The sequence below is a fragment of the Jannaschia rubra genome, from assembly GCF_001403735.1.
Classification (GTDB): domain Bacteria; phylum Pseudomonadota; class Alphaproteobacteria; order Rhodobacterales; family Rhodobacteraceae; genus Jannaschia; species Jannaschia rubra.
Map to the genome: position 1 here is coordinate 283,237 of NZ_CXPG01000014.1, position 16,015 is coordinate 299,251.

The following is a 16,015-nucleotide window of genomic DNA, read 5'->3' on the forward strand; positions in this document are numbered from 1 at the left end:
CTGATGCACTCCGCCTTCGGCCCAAAGCCTTCTACTCCGTTCCACGTCTGGCGCCGCGTCGCAATCGCTGTCGGCATCGCGCTGCTGACGGTTCTGTCCGCCCTGCCCGGTCGCGCGCAGGACGGAGGCTACGTCCTCGGCGCCGGCGACACGCTGGACATCCGGGTCCTGGCCTGGAACTCGCTCGACCTCGAATTCGAACTTTACGACGGATTGGGCGGCACGTTCCGTATCGACGAGGACGGCAGCGTGGTGTTGCCGCTTCTGGGATCGGTCTCGGCCGGCGGGATGGGCATCGCGGCGCTGTCCGACCAGATCGGAAAGCGATATCAGCGTCGTCTGGGCTTGGCCGAAACGCCGAGTGCGTCGATTGAGGTCTCCGAATACCGACCGGTCTTCGTCCTGGGCGACGTGGCCCGGCCCGGACGCTACGAATACGAACCAGGCCTGACGGCAACGGGGGCGATGGCATTGGCAGGGGGCCTTTATCGCCCCGAGGACGGCGGTGGCTTCGGCGAGGCGATCCGCGCGACCGGCAGGCTCGACGAATTGTCCGGCGACCTGACCCGGGAGCGAATGCGAACCGCCCGCCTGCGCGCCGAGGTCGACGGGGCGGAGGCCTTCGAGACGCCGGATCTGCCGCCCCATCCCGACGGCCCCGAAGCCGCACAAGCCCTCTACGAACATGAGGCGAGCCTGTTCGACGGCCGCCGGCAACAGGTGGACAGCGCGCTGGCCTCGATCGACGAGACGCGCGCGCTGCTCCGTACCGAGATCGCGGCTCTGGAGGAAAAGGGTGTCGGCATCGCCCGGCAACTCGACCTGGTGCGCGAATCGGTCGGCAACATGGAATCCCTGCGCGAACGCGGACTGGCGCGATCGCCCACTCTGATCACACTGCAGCAGACGCTGATCGATCTGGAGGCGCGGGAACTCGACACCGAGACCGGCATCTTCCGCGCGCGACAGCAGTTGTCGGAACTCGACCGCGATGCCGGCGATCTGCGCGCGGGACGGCGGGTTCAGGTGCTTCAAGACCTGCAGACGTCCGAGGCAGAGATCGCCCGGCTGGAAAGCCGTCTGGAGACGACGGGCGAATATCTGACGGTCGCGCAGGCGCTGCTGGCTGCCTCCGCCTCGGAGGTGCGGGTCCGGCCCGAGTTCGTGATCCTGCGCGGTGCGGAGGCCCGCCGCATCGACGCCGACGGCACGACGCCGCTCGCCCCGCTCGACGTGCTGGAGGTCGAGACGACAGCGGTGGAACCGGACTGAGAGGGTCGGGAACATCACAAGAAATCCGTGCCGACGTAGCGTGACCTGTGCTATTCGTAAGAAACGATCGTCCGCCCGCCCGGGCCGCACCCCCGAACGGAGACCGACGCCAGATGGTCCGATTACCATGACACGACCTCTTTCCGCCCCGCCGGACATCTCGGTCTGCGTCCCCGTGTTCAACGAGGAGGACAGCGTCGGCCCCCTGCACGATGCCATCGTCGCCGCGCTGGAACCGGAGGCCCGCAGCTTCGAGATCGTGCTGGTCGACGACGGCAGCCGGGACGACACCATCCCCCGCCTGTCCGCCATCGCAGCGCGGGACCCGCGCGTCGTCGTGGTCCGGTTCCGGCGCAACTTCGGCCAGACTTCGGCCATGCAGGCCGGCATCGACCATGCGCGGGGCCGGTTCATCGTCACCATGGATGGCGACCTGCAGAACGATCCGGCGGATATTCCGATGATGATCGACAGGCTCGACGAAGGGTTCGACCTGGTCGTCGGCTGGCGGATGAAACGGCAGGACCGGTTCCTGACGCGCAAGGTGCCCTCGATCGTCGCGAACCGGATCATCGGCCGGGTGACGGGCCTGCCGATCCGCGACAACGGTTGCTCCCTCAAGGTCTACAGGTCCGAGGTGATCCGCCGTGTGCCGCTCTATTCCGACATGCACCGGTTCATTCCGGCCATGACGATTCCCATGGGCGCCCGCGTGGCCGAGGTGGGCGTCCGCCACCATGCCCGTCAGTTCGGCGAATCGAAGTACGGGCTGTCGCGGATCTTCAAGGTGCTGCTCGATCTCATGGTCATAAAGACGCTGCTTTTGTCGGCGCGCCGCCCCTTGGCGGGTTTCGCGATGATGGCCGCGCTGGTGCTGCTGGCCGCTGCCCTTGCGCTGGCTGCGCTGCCGGCGTCTGGCTCGATGGTGGTGGGAATGACCGTCGCCGCCCTGCTCGGGTCGCTTGCGGCCTTTCTTCTTCTGCTGGGTCTGGTAACGGGCGCACAGTTTCAGAACCTCCGGAGCACTCGATGACCAATCAGGACCGCACCGTCAGGCAATCCGCGCCCGCCGAGATGCTGTCCGTGGTGGTTGCCACGGATGCCTCGGGTGGCGTCGATACGATGCTGGCCGCCTGTCGTCCGGCACTCGACGCGATGGGCCCGTCACACGAGGTCGTCGCCATCGTCGACGGCAGGCATGCGGATCAGGTCGCGGCGCTTCAACGACTGGCCCGCGACTGGCCTGCGCTCAAGGTCATCGGCCAGCGCCCCTGGGGGGGCGAGGACGCGGCGCTCGCCACGGCTATCCGCCGCACGCAGGGCGACCTGATCCTGATACTGCCCGGCTGGCTTCAGGTGAACCCGGACGACCTTCCCCTGTTGCTCCGGGGCCTGGGCGACGATGACATGGTGTCGGCCGTCCGCTCCGACCGCGCGGGCAGCGCATGGGAAAGCTTCCGCGGCGGACTGTTTGCCCGCATCCTGCGCCGTCTGTTCGGGGCCGCGCCGTCCGACCCGTTCTGCAGGGTCCGTCTCGTCCGCCGCGCCGCGCTCGACGACGTGGCGAGCTTCGGCGTCCGTCAGCACTTCCTGCCGGTCATCGCCGCGCAACGCGGCCATTCCACCTCCGAGGTTCCGGTGCGCCCGGCGACGGAGGCGAGCGACGAGGGCCGCTACGTCTTCAAGCCGCTGGGCCACCTGCGCGCGTTCTTCGATGCGCTGACGCTCTATGTGGTCCTGACGTTCCTGCGGCGACCTTTGCGTTTCTTCGGCGCCATCGGCCTGCCGATCTTCCTGCTGGGTACGCTCGCGACGTTGGTCCTGATGGCCCAGCGACTGTTCGGAGACACCGCCCTGGCCGACCGGCCGGCGCTGATCTTCGCGGTCCTGATGGTCGTGCTGGGGATCCAGATCATCGCCATCGGCCTGGTCGGAGAGATCATCATCTTCGCCGGCGCCCGGCGGATGAAGCAGTACGAGGTGGCCGAAATCATCACGACCGCGCCTCGCGTCGAGCCCGTCCCCTCCAGCATTGCGCAGGCCGGGGATGCCTGATCCGGTCCGCCCCTTCCTCGTGACGGGTGCCGCCGGGTTCGTCGGCCGGCACCTGTTGGAGCATCTGAACGCCCGCGGCATCCCCGTGCGCGCCATGGTACGCCGCCCCGAACAGACCGCCGACCTGCAGGCGCTGACGACCGACGTGGTCGTGGCAGACCTGGAACGCCCCGAGACGCTGCGCGAGGCTACGCGCGGCTGCGCCGGCGTCTATCATATCGCCGCCGTCTTCCGGCAGCAGGACGTGACCGACGAGACCTTCCGCGCGATCAACGCCGAAGGCGTCCGCCACATGCTGGACGCCGCCATTGCCGAAGGCGTGCCGCGTTTCGTCCACTGTTCCACCAACGGCGTTCACAGTAATATCGACATCCCCCCCGCCGACGAGGACTATCCTTTCAACCCCGGCGATATCTATCAGGTGACCAAGGCCGAGGGCGAGAAGATCGCCATGGACTATTTCCGCGCGGGCCGCATCGACGGCGTGATCCTGCGGCCGACGATGATCTACGGTCCCGGCGACCGGCGAACCCTCAAGCTGTTCCGTATGATCGCGCGGCGGCGGTTCTTCTATGTCGGTCGGGGCGAGGCGCTGACGCATTGGGTCGACGTACGCGACCTGTCGCGGGCCTTCGAGCTGGCGATGGATGCGACCGACGTGACCGCGGAGGCATTCCTGATCGGCGGCCGCCGTTACATGACCCTGGCCGAGAACGCGCAGGAGATCGCGGCGCAGCTCGGCGTGCCGGAACCGCGCCTGCGCCTGCCCGTGGCGCCGATGATGGCGCTGGCCCATGCGACGGAAATCGTCTGTAAGCCCTTCGGGATCGAACCGCCCCTGTTCCGGCGGCGCGTTGCCTTCTTCGTCAAGAACAGGGCCTATGACATATCGAAGGCGCAACGTATCCTGGGATATGAACCGCAACAGGATTTTGCGGGCGAGGTGCGCGACATCATCGCCGACTACCGCCGGACCGGCGATCTGCCGCCCGCGCCCGCCGATTGGAAAGCCGCGTGAATGAATGACATCTCTACCGGGAACAGAACGATGATCCAGCCCGCCGGCGGCGAGACCGGGCCCGAGACGCGCAGCCAGGACGTCGTGCTCGACTTCGGGCGCATCCTGGCCATCATCCGCCGCAGCTGGTGGCTGATCGGCGGGCTGGGGCTCGCGGGCGCCATCGTCGCGGCCATCGCGGTGCTTCAGGTGACGCCGACCTATCAGTCGGGCGCCGAGCTTCTGTTGGGACAGAAGGCGCGGCTCGACGATGCGATGGGTGCCCTGTTCCAAGATCTGCGGCTCGACGATGCGGCAATCTCGGGCGAGGTGGCGATCATCACTTCCGGGCGTCTGCTGTCGGAAGCGACGGAGCGTCTGGACCTTCAGTCCCACCCGGAGTTCAACCCCGACCTGCGCCCGCCCGAAGACGAACCGGGCCTACTGTCGCGCATTGCGGATGGGGCGGTGAATTTGCTCAAGCGCGCCATGGGCCTCGGCACCGGGGATGAGCCCGATGGGCTGACCGGACCCGGCGGATCGCCCGTCCGCGACGCCGCCATGACCGGGAAGACCGCCCTGGGCGAACAGGCCGATTACGTCGATCAACTGCGCCAGGGGCTCAGCGTACGTCAGGTCGGACGCTCGAACCTCGTGTCGATCCATTACCTCTCGACAGACCGGATGCTGGCGGCGGCCGTGCCGAACGCCTTGATCGACATCTACCTCGAGGACCAGATCGACCGCCGGTTCGCCGTGTTGAGCCGTGCGACGAGCGGTCTCGAGTCGCGGCTCAACACCATGCGCGACCGGGTGGAATCGTCGGAACGCGCGACCATCGACTACCGTACGCGGAACCTGTCGGACGGCTTCGGTAGCCGGGTCCAGCTCGACCAGCAGCTGTCGGACCTGTCGGTGAGGCTCAGCGCCGCCTCCGCCGAATACGCGGAGCTCGCCTCCGAGTTGCGGGGGCTGAACACGCTGATCGACGATCAGGGAGCCATCGCCACGGCAGGCCTGTTCGCCTCGCCGACCATCGACACCCTCCGCGTCGAACTCTCGGACCTGCGCCGCCGCGAGGACCGCCTGCGCGAGCAGTTCGGCAGCGACATCCCCCAGCTTGCCGACACCGTCCGCGAGATCGAGCGGCTGGAAGCCGCCCTGTCGGAAGAAGTGCTGACCCTGCGCGACGACAAGGCCAAGCTGGTCGACATCGCCGGTGCGCGGCGTCAGGCGCTGGCCAACGAGCTTTCGGAACTGGAGCAGCGCGCCATCGCCCTCGCTGACCGCGAGGTGCGCCTGGCCCAGCTGGAGCGGGAGCAGAGCGCGGCGCAGCTGGTCTACGAGACCTTCCTCGACCGCTTCAACCAGACCCGCGACGTGGGCGACCTGCAGGAAAGCGACGCGCAGGTCATCGACTACGCCAGTCCGCCCCCTGCGCCCGTGGCGCCCAACAAGAAGCTCGCGGTGGCCCTCGGCGGCTTCGCCGGCGCGTTCCTCGGCCTTGCTCTGGCCTTCGGACATGCGGTGGTCGACACGCGGCTTCGCACGCTCGACGGGGTGCAGCGGCTCATGCGCGGGGCGGACACCATCCTGATGCCGCGGGTGTCGTCCTTCTGGCGGCGCGGCGACCCGCTGCACACGGCGCTGCGCAACCCGCAGTCCGCCGTGGCCGAGAGCCTTCGGACGCTGCGAAGTTCGCTCATGATGGCAGCACCGGCGTCCGGCGGTTTCGTCGTGACCTTCGTGTCGACGCGGCCCGGTGCGGGCAAGACCACCACGGCGGTCAACCTCGGGCGGCTGTTCGCCAAGATGGGCAAATCCTGCGTTCTCGTCGACGCCGACCAGCGGCGCGGCAATATCGCGGCTCTGCTCAAGCTGCCGCTCGATCCCGACCTCATCGACGTGATCGAGGGGGAGGCGACGCTGGACGAAGCGCTACACGAAGACAGCCAGACGGGGATGCACATCCTGACCACCCGTCTCGACGCACCGGATCCGGCAGGCATCCTGTTGTCACGCAAGATGACCGACCTGATCGGGACCCTGAAGCAGCGCTTCGACGTCGTGATCGTCGATACCGCTCCGCTGCTGCCGGTGGCCGATGCCCTGCCGGTCGTGCGGCTGGCCGACCAGGTGGTGATGATGGTCCCCTACGGCAGCAAAGCCGACGACGTGGCGACGGGCCGCAGGATGCTGGACCGCGCGGGCCGGCCGCCGAGCTGCGCCGTCATGTCCTTCGCTCCGGCCAACACGATCTCGAGCTACTACTGAGGGTGTGCCGCGCGGGCCTCCTCGGCTTCGAAACAAGGAGACGACCGCCCCGGGAGACACCCCATGAGCCTGGCCACGAACATCGCGGGGGGTCTGCTGGCGCTGGCCCCCGCCGGCCTCCGCACCCGCCTGAAGGAGGAGGCCGAGCTGCATTACTGGCGACGTGTCCTGCGGAAATCGGGCGGCACATTCTACAATGGGCACTTCCGGTCGCGCTTCACCGACCTGTTCGACCTGTCGATGGATCATTTCGCAGGCAAGCGGATGCTGGATCTGGGGTGCGGGCCGCTGGGCAGTCTCGAATGGGCCGATATGGCAGCGGACCGTGTGGGCGTCGATCCCCTCGCCGATCGCTATGTGGCGCTGAATGGGGGCACTCAGGCAATGCGCTATGTCCGGTCGGGTTGCGAAACTCTGCCCTTCGGCCACGCGGCTTTCCATGTGGTGTCGATGTTCAACGCGCTCGACCATGTGGAGGATGTGGAGGCTTCGGTCGCCGAGATGCAGCGCGTGCTTGCGCCCGGCGGGGATCTTCTGCTGATCGTCGAGATCGACCATCCGGCCACCGTGACCGAGCCGCATCGCCTGCGCGAGGATCTACTCCGCACCTTCAACCGCTGCCTGGTCAGGGACAGCCGCGTCTTCGCCATCCGCGACGACCACGACGTCTATCGCAGCCTGCGCGACGCCCGGCCCCGGAGGCGCGCGGGCGACCCGGCCATCCTGTGCGCGCGGCTGCAACGGCAGGCCTGACCGTCAGTCGCCGCCATAGATCGCCGGTTGCCGCATGCGCAGACAGCCTGCGACCACGCCGACATGCAACGCGCCGCGCAGGAGCCAGGCCGTCCGGCGGGGCACCGACCAAGCCGTCACCGCCGCAGCCCCGCCGCAGATCAGCGCCTTGCCTACGGCCGCCGTCGCCAGTCCGGCCCGGCCTGTGCGCCCCGTGACCGAGGCCGCATAGCTCTGCCCGGATCGGAACCGGCGCCGGGCCAGCCAGCCGAGCGACAGGCGGGCCGGGGGCACGGCTTCGTGTACTTCGGCCGCCTCGCAGATCTCGAACCGGGCACCGGCGCGGTGCAGATCGAAGAAGAAGGCCGTGTCCTCGCCGCCCGACGTCCCGCGACCCAGGTCGAACCGCTGGGCCGTCCAAGGCGTGTTGCCCCACCGCAAAAGGGCGTTGCAGGTATGCCCCGTCCGCACCACGCCGCCCCGGCGTTCCGGGCGGTTCGAGTGCAGGTCGCGCAGGCGCATCCATTCCGGCGCCTCCGGGCCGTAGCGGGCGACGGCAGGGCCGAAAACGGCGTCGGCGCCCGTCTGCCGCGCGCAGGCGAGGAGGCACGAGAGCCAACCGGCGGGCGCGATTTCATCGTCGTCGATGAAGGCGATCCAGTCGGCATCGCCCGCCGCCTCCAGCCCTGCGTTCCGTGCGATGGAGATGTTGCGCGCCGGCGCATGGACGTAAGTGACGGCAGTGCCGGCGTCTTCGACCGCCGCACGACCCGACGGCGTGTCGTCGTTGTCCGCCACCACGATCCGCATTTCCACCCCATCGGGCAACGACTGCGCGGCGAGCGACCGCAGGGTGACGGTCACCTCCGGGCGGCGGAAGGTGCACATGACGATGGCGATCCGGGTCATCGCCGCGCCGCCATCTGCCGCAGGAAACCCGCGCCCCAGGCGTTGTGCATGATCCCGAGCACAGGCCCCGCCCAAAGTCCGCAAGGTCCCCGAAGCGCCACCGCCCCCGCGCAGGAGATACCCGCCAGCAACAGCAGGTAGAGACCCGGCAGGATCAGGGCCCAGGGCCAGAAGGGCGCGATCAGCAGACATGCCGCCAGCACGATCAGGTTCAGCACCGGGATGAGCTGGCGCGCGCGCGGTCGCATGCCGTGCTTGCGGATCGTCCGCGCCCGCCCGCGACCATAGCGCCAATACTGCGACCAGAGCGCCCCCGCCGTCGGCCGGACCACGTAGTCGGTCCGCAAGCCGGCATCGAGCCAGACCCGCCCCCCCGCCAGACCCAGACGGTGATCGTATTCGGCATCCTCATTGTGGCTGAAAGTCGCATCGTAGCCGCCGATCCGGCGGAACCAGTCCAGCCGGAACCCGGCGTGATGCCCGTGATCGACCCAGCGCGACCTGCGTCCGCCGCGGTGGGCCGATCCGCCGGAACCGAGCGGCGTGTCCACGACCCAGGCGCTCGCCCGCTGGAAACACCCCTGCCCCGTCGCGTCGAGGACGCCCGCCACCGAGGCCGCCTCCGGCCGCGCGGCCAGCGCCTGCGCAACCTGACGGACGTAGCCGGCCGGATAGACCGCATGGGCGTCGCAGCGCACGAGATACCGCCTTCGGTCGCCCGCCCGGTCCACGGCGGCGTTGATCCCGGCCGATTGCAGGCGGCCCGGATTGTCGATGAGGCGGACACTTGGATGCGTGCGGGCCAGATCGGCGACGATGTCCCGGGTGGCATCCGTGCTGCCACCGTCGGCCACGACGATGGCGACGCCGGCCATGAACGCGCCATCCCCGATGAGCGACGCGAGACAGGCGCGGATGTGCGCGGCCTCGTTCAAGGTGGGGACGACCACCAGAACGTCGTCGGGCGAGATGTCCGGGTCGATTGTCGAAGGGGATGTCATCGGCCTGCCGGTCTGCTGCAAGACGGCAGACTAGCGGTAGAGGTGGGGGGCGCCAAGCGTTCGCGCGCTCAATCCGCCGTTGCAGTCAGGAAGGACACACCCGCCTGCAACAGCACGCCCACCGTCAGCCGATCCGTGATCCAGGCCCCGCTGTCGAGCGCCACACGGCCGCCCCGGGCCTCCGGTTGCTCGACGATGGTATGGCCGTGAACGACCCATAGCCCGTCCTGGCGCGGGGTCCGCAGAAACGCAGGATGACCCCATAGGAACGCCGCTTCCTCCTGCGCCTCGGGTGGCAGATCCGGATCGAGCCCGGCATGCACGAAGATCAGGTTGCCGCTGCGCCAGAGGGTGGGCAACCCTTCGAGCCAGTCGATCGTGCCGGACGCCATCGCCTTGCGCAGCGCGCGGGCCGTCGTCGCCATTGCGCCCGGAGCCGTCGGATCGGCGGGAGGGACGACCCCGAAGCTCGCCAGCGTCTGAACGCCGCCGTTGCCGAGCCAGCGACGTCCATAGCGGTCGGGATCGTGAAGGAAATCGAGCATCATCCGTTCATGATTACCCATCAGCGTCACCACCGAACCGGGGAGCGCGCGCAGGGTGGCCAGCACCTCGGCCGCGTGGTCGCCCCGGTCGATATAGTCGCCCAGAAACACCAGCGTTCCGGCATCGTCGTGGCGCGCGCGGTCAGCGGCGATCAGGTCAAGCGCCTCCTCGAGCAGATCATGACGCCCGTGGATGTCGCCGACGGCATAGATGCGACCCTCAGGCCGCGGAGCACCCTGGGTGCGGGTCGGCCTGCGCGCAAGGCGGGACATGAGTCCGCGCAGTATCACGGCCGGAAGTGAAGCGTGGGAACGCAGCCGAATGATGATGCCGTGATGATGATATCGAACATCCTTCCCAGGCCTGCGGATCGCCGCGCCGGATGGCATGGGGCCGATTCTGACCCTAACGGGGGTGTTTGTCCATGTTTCGATGCGAAGAATTCACCGGATCATCATGCGGATCGCATCGCTCAGGCCATGCAATCCGCGCGGCGTCCATCCCATCGTGTGCAGGCGTCCGCAGTCCATCGCGCTGACCGACGCGGGGTCGCCCGGCGGCGGCAGATGCCCCGTTCGACCCGAGACCGCCGCATAGGTCGCCAACAGATCACGCCGGTCGAGAAGGATGTCCGACACGTTGAGGACCTCGGGAATGTCCCGGTCGAGGGCCAGAGCGACCGCCGCGCCCAGGTCGTCTCCATGCACCTCCGTCGCCACGCGGGGCGCGATGGAACGCCCGGCGGCGAAATCCGCGAACAGGCCGGCCCATTTGTGGTCGCGCCCCGGCGGGGGCGGGCCATAAATACCGGTCGCCCGAAGGCTGACGCCCCGTCGGCTGGCCACCTCGCCTTCGGTCGCCAGCTTCAGACGTCCGTAGAGCGTATCGGGCAAAGGGAGCATATCCTCCACCAGCGTCGTGCCGGGCCGGTCGCCATAGACCGCGCGCGAGGACAGGAACACGATCCGGGCATCGCCCATGCCGTCGAACAGATGGCGCGCCCCGTCGCCGTTCAGCCGCAGGAACCGCTCCGGGTCGTCCCCCTCACCCCCACGATACCGGCCCGGAACGTGATCGAAGGCGCAGTGCACCAGCGCGTCGCAGACAAGGCGCGGCCGGTCGCCCAATGCCCAGTTCACATGCTCCCAATCCGCCGACGCAGGCCGGCGCCCCAGGGTGATGATGTCGTGACCGAGGCCTGCCAGATGCGCGGCGATCGGATAGCCGGCGAGCCCCGTGGCACCCGTCACCGCGACGCGCATGGGTCCGGCAGGGTCGCGGGATCAGGCGGGGTGCCTTGTTCGTATGCACGCCAGAGGTCGATCAGCGGGCGCAGGCGGTCCGATTTCGCATGGTCCTGCCAGGGCTTCTCGTACTGGTAATGCAGCACATGGATGGCCTTCCACGACCAGAGGCCGGGCAGGTTGAACCAGACGTATTGCAGCATGTTCATCGTCACCGGCAGCCCGTGCCAGTCGGGAAAGAAGTCCTGCAGGAAGGTCTGATCGGTCCGCCGCCAGAACGCGCCCGGCGCGTCGAGGCGCGCCGTCATCGCGTCGAAAGTCTCCTGTGACGGGCGCGCGGTGAAGACGCCGGAGTTCAGGCGGTGGAAGTCCGACAGGCTCTCATAGACGTTCGGGGTCGCGCAGAACTCCGGGTAGTCGAACAGACGGTCGATGTTGCGCAGCACCAGCGTGTCGGCGTCGAGGAACACCACCCGGTCGTATGGCAACTGCCATAGCCGCAGCTTGGCGAAATTGTCGAGCGGCGTGTGGAAGGAGGGCTTGTCGCCCTTGGTGAAGGGCGCGGCGCCATGCAGCCGGTCGCGGGCGTGCGCCGCATTGAAGGCGTCGGATGTGGGCAGCAGGTCGACGGGCACCAGCGTCGCCCCCAGCGTCGCCAGCCGGTCCAGCGCGGCGGGCCCCACCCCGCCGGTGTGCAGGACGACACGATCGGCCGTCGTGCCGCTGCGTGCCAGCGACGACAGCAGGACACAGGCGCCCCGCGCGAAGTCGTCGTTCGTCACCAGCGTGACGTAGGCCCGGCGCCCCAAGGTGCCGCCTCAGGAGACGGAGCGGAGCGCCCGCCCCTCCGGGTCGCGCTCGACCTGGGCGCCCAACTCCTTCGTCCAGGCCGACACCGCGGGCACCCGGCTCCGGTCGATGCGATGGGCGAAACGGCGGGCGACGTCGACGACCTCCTCCAGCAGGCCATCGGCCAGGGTCGTGGGTTCCAGCCCCAGGGCGAGGAACTGGTCGTTCTTCACGATCAGGTCGTTCTCGGCCGCTTCCTTGCGCGGGTTGGGCAGGTTGGCGACCTTGGCGCCGGTCAGCCCGGCCACCAGCCGCGCGAGGTCGCCCACGCGGTGCGTCTCGGTCATCTGGTTGAAGATGCGGACCCGGTCGCCTGCCCGCGGCGCGTCCGACAGCGCAAGTTCGATGCAGCGGACGCTGTCGCGGATGTGGATGAAGGCCCGCGTCTGGCCGCCGGTGCCGTGCACGGTCAGCGGATGGCCGATGGCCGCCTGGATCAGGAAACGGTTGAGGACGGTGCCGTAGTCGCCGTCATAGTCGAAACGGTTGACCAATTGGTCATGCCGCTGCGTCTGCGCCGTGTGAGTGCCCCAGACAATGCCCTGGTGCAGGTCCGTGATCCTGAGCCCGTCGTTCTGGGCATAGAACTGGAACATGATCTGATCGAGCGACTTCGTCATGTGATAGACCGATCCGGGACGAGTGGGATACAGGATCTCCTGCGTCTTCTTTCCCGTCGGCGTGTCGATCTCGACGTCGAGATATCCTTCGGGGATCGGCGCGCCGATGCTGGAATAGCCGTAGACCCCCATGGTGCCCAGATGCACCAGATGCGCGTCGATGCCCGTCTCGACCAGTGCGGCCAGCAGGTTGTGCGTGGCGCCCGTGTTGTTCCGGACTGTGTAGACCTTGTGGCGGTCGGTCTTCATCGAATAGGGCGCCGCGCGCTGTTCGGCCAGGTGGACGATGGCGTCGGGCCGGTGGTCGGCCAGCCAGCCCTTCAGCCGCTCGTAGTCGGTGGCAAGGTCCAGCAGGTGGAAATGGATCGTGCGCCCCGTCACCTCGCGCCAGATGCGACAGCGTTCCTGGATCGAGTCCATCGGCGTCAACGACTGGACCCCCAGTTCGGTGTCGATCCAGCGCCGCGACAGGTTGTCGATGATGTGGACCTCGTGGCCCGCCTCGCTCAGGTGCAGCGTCGTGGGCCAGCCGCAGAAGCCGTCCCCGCCCAGTATCGCGATCTTCATGGATGCCCCTCCCCCCGGAAAACGTCGCGGGATTCATGACCATCCCCCGTGCGTCAGGACAAGTCCCCCTGTGCCCGTTGCGCCACCTCCCGCGAGGTTTTGCCGGGGCGATGGCGGCTTCCACTCGTCTTGCGGGGCAGAAATGGCACAATATACGGGCATCTGAATTCAGCGGGCGGCGCATGGGCACGTCAGGAATGAAACATATTTGGCCCCGGCTGGAGCGGCAGTCGATGCTATGGCTCTGGCGGCGGATCTCCGCACGCTCGCGCGACCGTACGACCGCGATGTCCACCGGCACCTGCCTGATCCTGGCCCCCCACCCAGATGATGAAACCTTGGGCTGCGGTGGCCTGATCCTGCACAAGCGGGCGGCGGGGGCGCGCGTCGATGTGGTGGTCGTCACCGACGGCGCGGCTACTCATGGCGCCGATGGCGCCAGTACCTTGACACCGACGGCTACCGTCGTCCTGCGCGAACGGGAGACCGTTGCGGCCTGCGACGTGCTGGGCGTGTCGCGTGATCGGCTGGACTTCCTGAAATTCCCCGATGGCGACCTCGCCGCGCATGAGGACCGCCTCCGGGAGCGGCTGGCCGAACTCGTAGCCGATCTGGCCCCGGCCGAAATCTACGTCTGCGCCTTGTCCGATGGTCACCGCGACCACCGCGCCCTGGCACGGGTCGTCCGGGCGCTGCACGGGGCGGGGCAATTAGGCGGGGCACAGCTCTGGGAATACCCTATCTGGTTCTGGGACTTCCGGTCCTGGCGGCCCGCAGGCGCCAGCAACAAGGGCGGATTCGTCGCCGGCGTGCGCGCGGCCTTGACTGCCGCAGGGCAGGTCGATGCGGTGCATGTCTCGCTTGCGGGTCTGCGCGACCGCAAGAAGGCAGCGCTCAACTGTCATCGCTCACAAGTCGGCCTTCTGGAGGAGGAGCCGGGCTGGATCGGCCTCCAGCAGCAGTTTCTCGACTTCTTCCTGCGCGACCGGGAGGTGTTCTTCCGTGTCTTGCCTGACGCGGGCGCCGACCCGTGACCGGCGCACCGTCGGGCGTGGCCCTGATCACGTTCGATACGGCCTATGGGCATCACATGGCCCAACGCCTGTCGCAGGCCCTGGCCGATGGGGACGACCCCCTGCGCGCGATCCTCGCCGTGCGGACAAAAACCCCGAAACCCGCACAGCGCCGAGTGCCGGGTCTGCACCGCCTGCGCCGGCTCGTGTCGCTGCGCGACCGGATGGCCCACCGCGCCTGGCAGTTGCAGCGCCGCGCCGACGCGGCCTTCGCCCGCGCGGCCGGTCCGGTTCCCGCCTGGCCCTCGGGATGCGCCCTGCGGCCCTGTTCGCGTGGTCAGGTCAACGATGCCGCCACCCTGCGCTGGATGCGGGAGCGCAACGTCCGGCTCCTCGTGCTGGCGGGCGCGCCGATCCTGCGCGCGCCGATGATCGGGATCGCGCCCCTGGGCGTCCTCAACGTCCACAGCTCCCTCCTGCCGCATTATCGCGGCACGCGGGCCGAGTTCTGGCAGGTCCACAACGGCGATACCGATCGAGCCGGGTTGACGGTCCATTTCGTCGACACGGGGGTCGATTCCGGCGACATCGTGCTGCAGGTGCCCCAGCGCGCGGCACCGGGCGACGACCCCTGGCTGATGCGGAGCCGGAACCAGCTCAATGCGCTCGACGCGCTGCCTCGGGCGGTGCGCGCGGTGCTGGCGGGCACGGCGACGCGCAGGCCGCAGATACCCACGCGCGAACGCGCCTACAGGTTCTCGGATATCACGCCCCAGGCCACGCGCAGGGTGATCGCGCGTGTCCGACGCTGAAGTCTCAGCCCTCGAAACCCTTCCAGACCCTCGACAGATTGCGCCCCAGAAGGTCGGACAGGCCGGCGTTCCGGGCCGACAGGTGCTGCGTCAGATAGGCGGCGGTGTCGGCCCGCATCGGCGGCGGCCGAACGGCCGTCAGAAGACGCGGGTTGACGCGGTGGAACCAGTTGTACTCCAGCTTGTTGCCGATCTTCTGGCGCAGGCCGGAGCGCTTGCCCATGTGGTTGCGATAGCGCCCCGCCACGATTCGCCGCCCGATCCGATTGGCCATGCGGTGCAGGCGCGGCTTCTGGGGATAGGTGCTGCGGTTGAACCAGGTCTGCGCGTCCGACAGGGTCATGCGGGGCACGCCCAGGTAGTCGGTCACGTCGTCGATGGACCCCTGCTTGTCGCGGGTGAAATCCTCGAAGACCTGCACCTTGACCTGATCGCGCCCGAAGCTCGCCAGATAGCGGCGCAGGTGCGGCGCATAAGTGGAGCCGAGGATGATCGAGCTATGCTCCGTCAGCGCCTCCTCGAAGGAACAGGCGAGCCGCGCGGTGCGGATCAGGTGCCAGTACTGCGAATAGGCCCGCTGCACGGGATCGCGCAGCAGGAAGATCATCTTGACCTCGGGCAGGAGCGAATGGATGCGCTCAGGCGCCGCAGCCGAGAACAGATAGGTCGTCGAATCCTCGCCCACCGCCTGCGCGTCGCGGAAGGGCGCGAACCGCGACGCATACCATTCCAGGCTCTGCGGTGCGGTTTCCCGGACGTCGAACCATTCGAGCCGGCCGTCCTCGACGAAGAGGAAATCGGGATGGACGATGGGGTCGTCGGCGTCGAAGAAGGCAATCTCGTTGTCGGGCAGACCGATGTCGGGGTGTTGGCCCAGAATGAAATGCAGCGACGTCGTCCCGCATTTCGGCGCGCCGCCGATGATGAAGTCGGGAAGCCGAACCCCGTGGTCCCCGGACAGGTCGTGCATGGTCGCCATCTCCATGGAAAACTCTGTCTTTTCGATGTCGGGCCAGGCATGAGCGGGTCCGTCATGCAATCGTCGGGATACCTTTCCGCACTGCTTGGCCGTTCGCCGTCAAATGAATCGCGCCGAGCCCGTGCGAATCCATGGAGCCGCCGGT

15 protein-coding genes are annotated in these 16,015 nt (G+C 68.3%); 8 read left to right on the plus strand and 7 right to left on the minus strand.

Annotated features, from left to right (window positions below):
• The first annotated feature begins 3 nt into the window (after positions 1 to 3).
• From JAN5088_RS07300 to JAN5088_RS07325, 6 genes are all read left to right on the plus strand, one after another.
• Positions 4 to 1,272: a polysaccharide biosynthesis/export family protein gene (locus JAN5088_RS07300; protein WP_055682145.1), complete on the plus strand. Its 1,269-nt coding sequence runs from the start codon at positions 4 to 6 to the stop codon at positions 1,270 to 1,272.
• Positions 1,273 to 1,399: 127 nt separating this feature from the next.
• Complete coding sequence (locus JAN5088_RS07305) at positions 1,400 to 2,305, plus strand: glycosyltransferase family 2 protein (RefSeq protein ID WP_055682146.1); 906 nt, start codon at positions 1,400 to 1,402, stop codon at positions 2,303 to 2,305.
• On the plus strand, positions 2,302 to 3,327 hold the full coding sequence (locus JAN5088_RS07310; RefSeq protein ID WP_055682147.1) for a glycosyltransferase family protein: 1,026 nt from the start codon (positions 2,302 to 2,304) through the stop codon (positions 3,325 to 3,327). Before JAN5088_RS07305 ends, JAN5088_RS07310 begins: the two co-directional genes overlap by 4 nt.
• Positions 3,320 to 4,345: an NAD-dependent epimerase/dehydratase family protein gene (locus tag JAN5088_RS07315; RefSeq protein ID WP_074962411.1), complete on the plus strand. Its 1,026-nt coding sequence runs from the start codon at positions 3,320 to 3,322 to the stop codon at positions 4,343 to 4,345. The genes JAN5088_RS07310 and JAN5088_RS07315 overlap by 8 nt, the downstream gene beginning before the upstream one ends.
• 30 nt (positions 4,346 to 4,375) lie before the next feature.
• Positions 4,376 to 6,598: a GumC family protein gene (locus JAN5088_RS07320; RefSeq protein ID WP_055682148.1), complete on the plus strand. Its 2,223-nt coding sequence runs from the start codon at positions 4,376 to 4,378 to the stop codon at positions 6,596 to 6,598.
• A 63-nt stretch (positions 6,599 to 6,661) separates the two neighbouring features.
• The gene (locus JAN5088_RS07325) at positions 6,662 to 7,351 is read left to right on the plus strand and encodes a class I SAM-dependent methyltransferase (protein WP_055682149.1); all 690 of its coding nucleotides are present in this window, start codon (positions 6,662 to 6,664) and stop codon (positions 7,349 to 7,351) included.
• A gap of 3 nt (positions 7,352 to 7,354) precedes the next feature.
• Here the strand turns inward: JAN5088_RS07325 and JAN5088_RS07330 are convergent, their stop codons facing one another.
• The 6 genes from JAN5088_RS07330 to JAN5088_RS07355 form a co-directional block, all read right to left on the minus strand.
• Positions 7,355 to 8,239, minus strand: coding sequence for a glycosyltransferase family 2 protein (locus tag JAN5088_RS07330; protein ID WP_055682150.1), 885 nt, complete (start codon positions 8,237 to 8,239; stop codon positions 7,355 to 7,357).
• Positions 8,236 to 9,240 (minus strand): glycosyltransferase family 2 protein, encoded by a 1,005-nt coding sequence (locus tag JAN5088_RS07335; RefSeq protein WP_055682151.1) that lies wholly within the window; start codon positions 9,238 to 9,240, stop codon positions 8,236 to 8,238. The genes JAN5088_RS07330 and JAN5088_RS07335 overlap by 4 nt, the downstream gene beginning before the upstream one ends.
• A gap of 68 nt (positions 9,241 to 9,308) precedes the next feature.
• Positions 9,309 to 10,058, minus strand: a complete 750-nt coding sequence (locus JAN5088_RS07340; RefSeq protein ID WP_055682152.1) for a metallophosphoesterase family protein — start codon at positions 10,056 to 10,058, stop codon at positions 9,309 to 9,311.
• A 171-nt stretch (positions 10,059 to 10,229) separates the two neighbouring features.
• Positions 10,230 to 11,048, minus strand: coding sequence for an NAD-dependent epimerase/dehydratase family protein (locus JAN5088_RS07345; RefSeq protein ID WP_055682153.1), 819 nt, complete (start codon positions 11,046 to 11,048; stop codon positions 10,230 to 10,232).
• Positions 11,033 to 11,839: a glycosyltransferase gene (locus tag JAN5088_RS07350; protein WP_055682154.1), complete on the minus strand. Its 807-nt coding sequence runs from the start codon at positions 11,837 to 11,839 to the stop codon at positions 11,033 to 11,035. Before JAN5088_RS07350 ends, JAN5088_RS07345 begins: the two co-directional genes overlap by 16 nt.
• 9 nt (positions 11,840 to 11,848) lie before the next feature.
• Positions 11,849 to 13,066 carry an NAD-dependent epimerase/dehydratase family protein gene (locus tag JAN5088_RS07355; protein ID WP_055682155.1) on the minus strand — a complete coding sequence of 406 codons (1,218 nt, stop codon included), beginning with the start codon at positions 13,064 to 13,066 and terminating at the stop codon, positions 11,849 to 11,851.
• A 197-nt stretch (positions 13,067 to 13,263) separates the two neighbouring features.
• On the opposite strand from JAN5088_RS07355, the gene JAN5088_RS07360 reads away from it, so the two are divergent.
• Positions 13,264 to 14,100 carry a PIG-L deacetylase family protein gene (locus tag JAN5088_RS07360; RefSeq protein WP_055682156.1) on the plus strand — a complete coding sequence of 279 codons (837 nt, stop codon included), beginning with the start codon at positions 13,264 to 13,266 and terminating at the stop codon, positions 14,098 to 14,100.
• Positions 14,097 to 14,891, plus strand: a complete 795-nt coding sequence (locus JAN5088_RS07365) for a formyltransferase family protein (protein ID WP_055682157.1) — start codon at positions 14,097 to 14,099, stop codon at positions 14,889 to 14,891. Before JAN5088_RS07360 ends, JAN5088_RS07365 begins: the two co-directional genes overlap by 4 nt.
• Before the next feature lie 4 nt (positions 14,892 to 14,895).
• Here JAN5088_RS07365 and JAN5088_RS07370 read toward each other — a convergent pair whose 3' ends face one another.
• Positions 14,896 to 15,876 carry a sulfotransferase family protein gene (locus JAN5088_RS07370; protein ID WP_055682158.1) on the minus strand — a complete coding sequence of 327 codons (981 nt, stop codon included), beginning with the start codon at positions 15,874 to 15,876 and terminating at the stop codon, positions 14,896 to 14,898.
• Positions 15,877 to 16,015 lie beyond the last annotated feature (139 nt).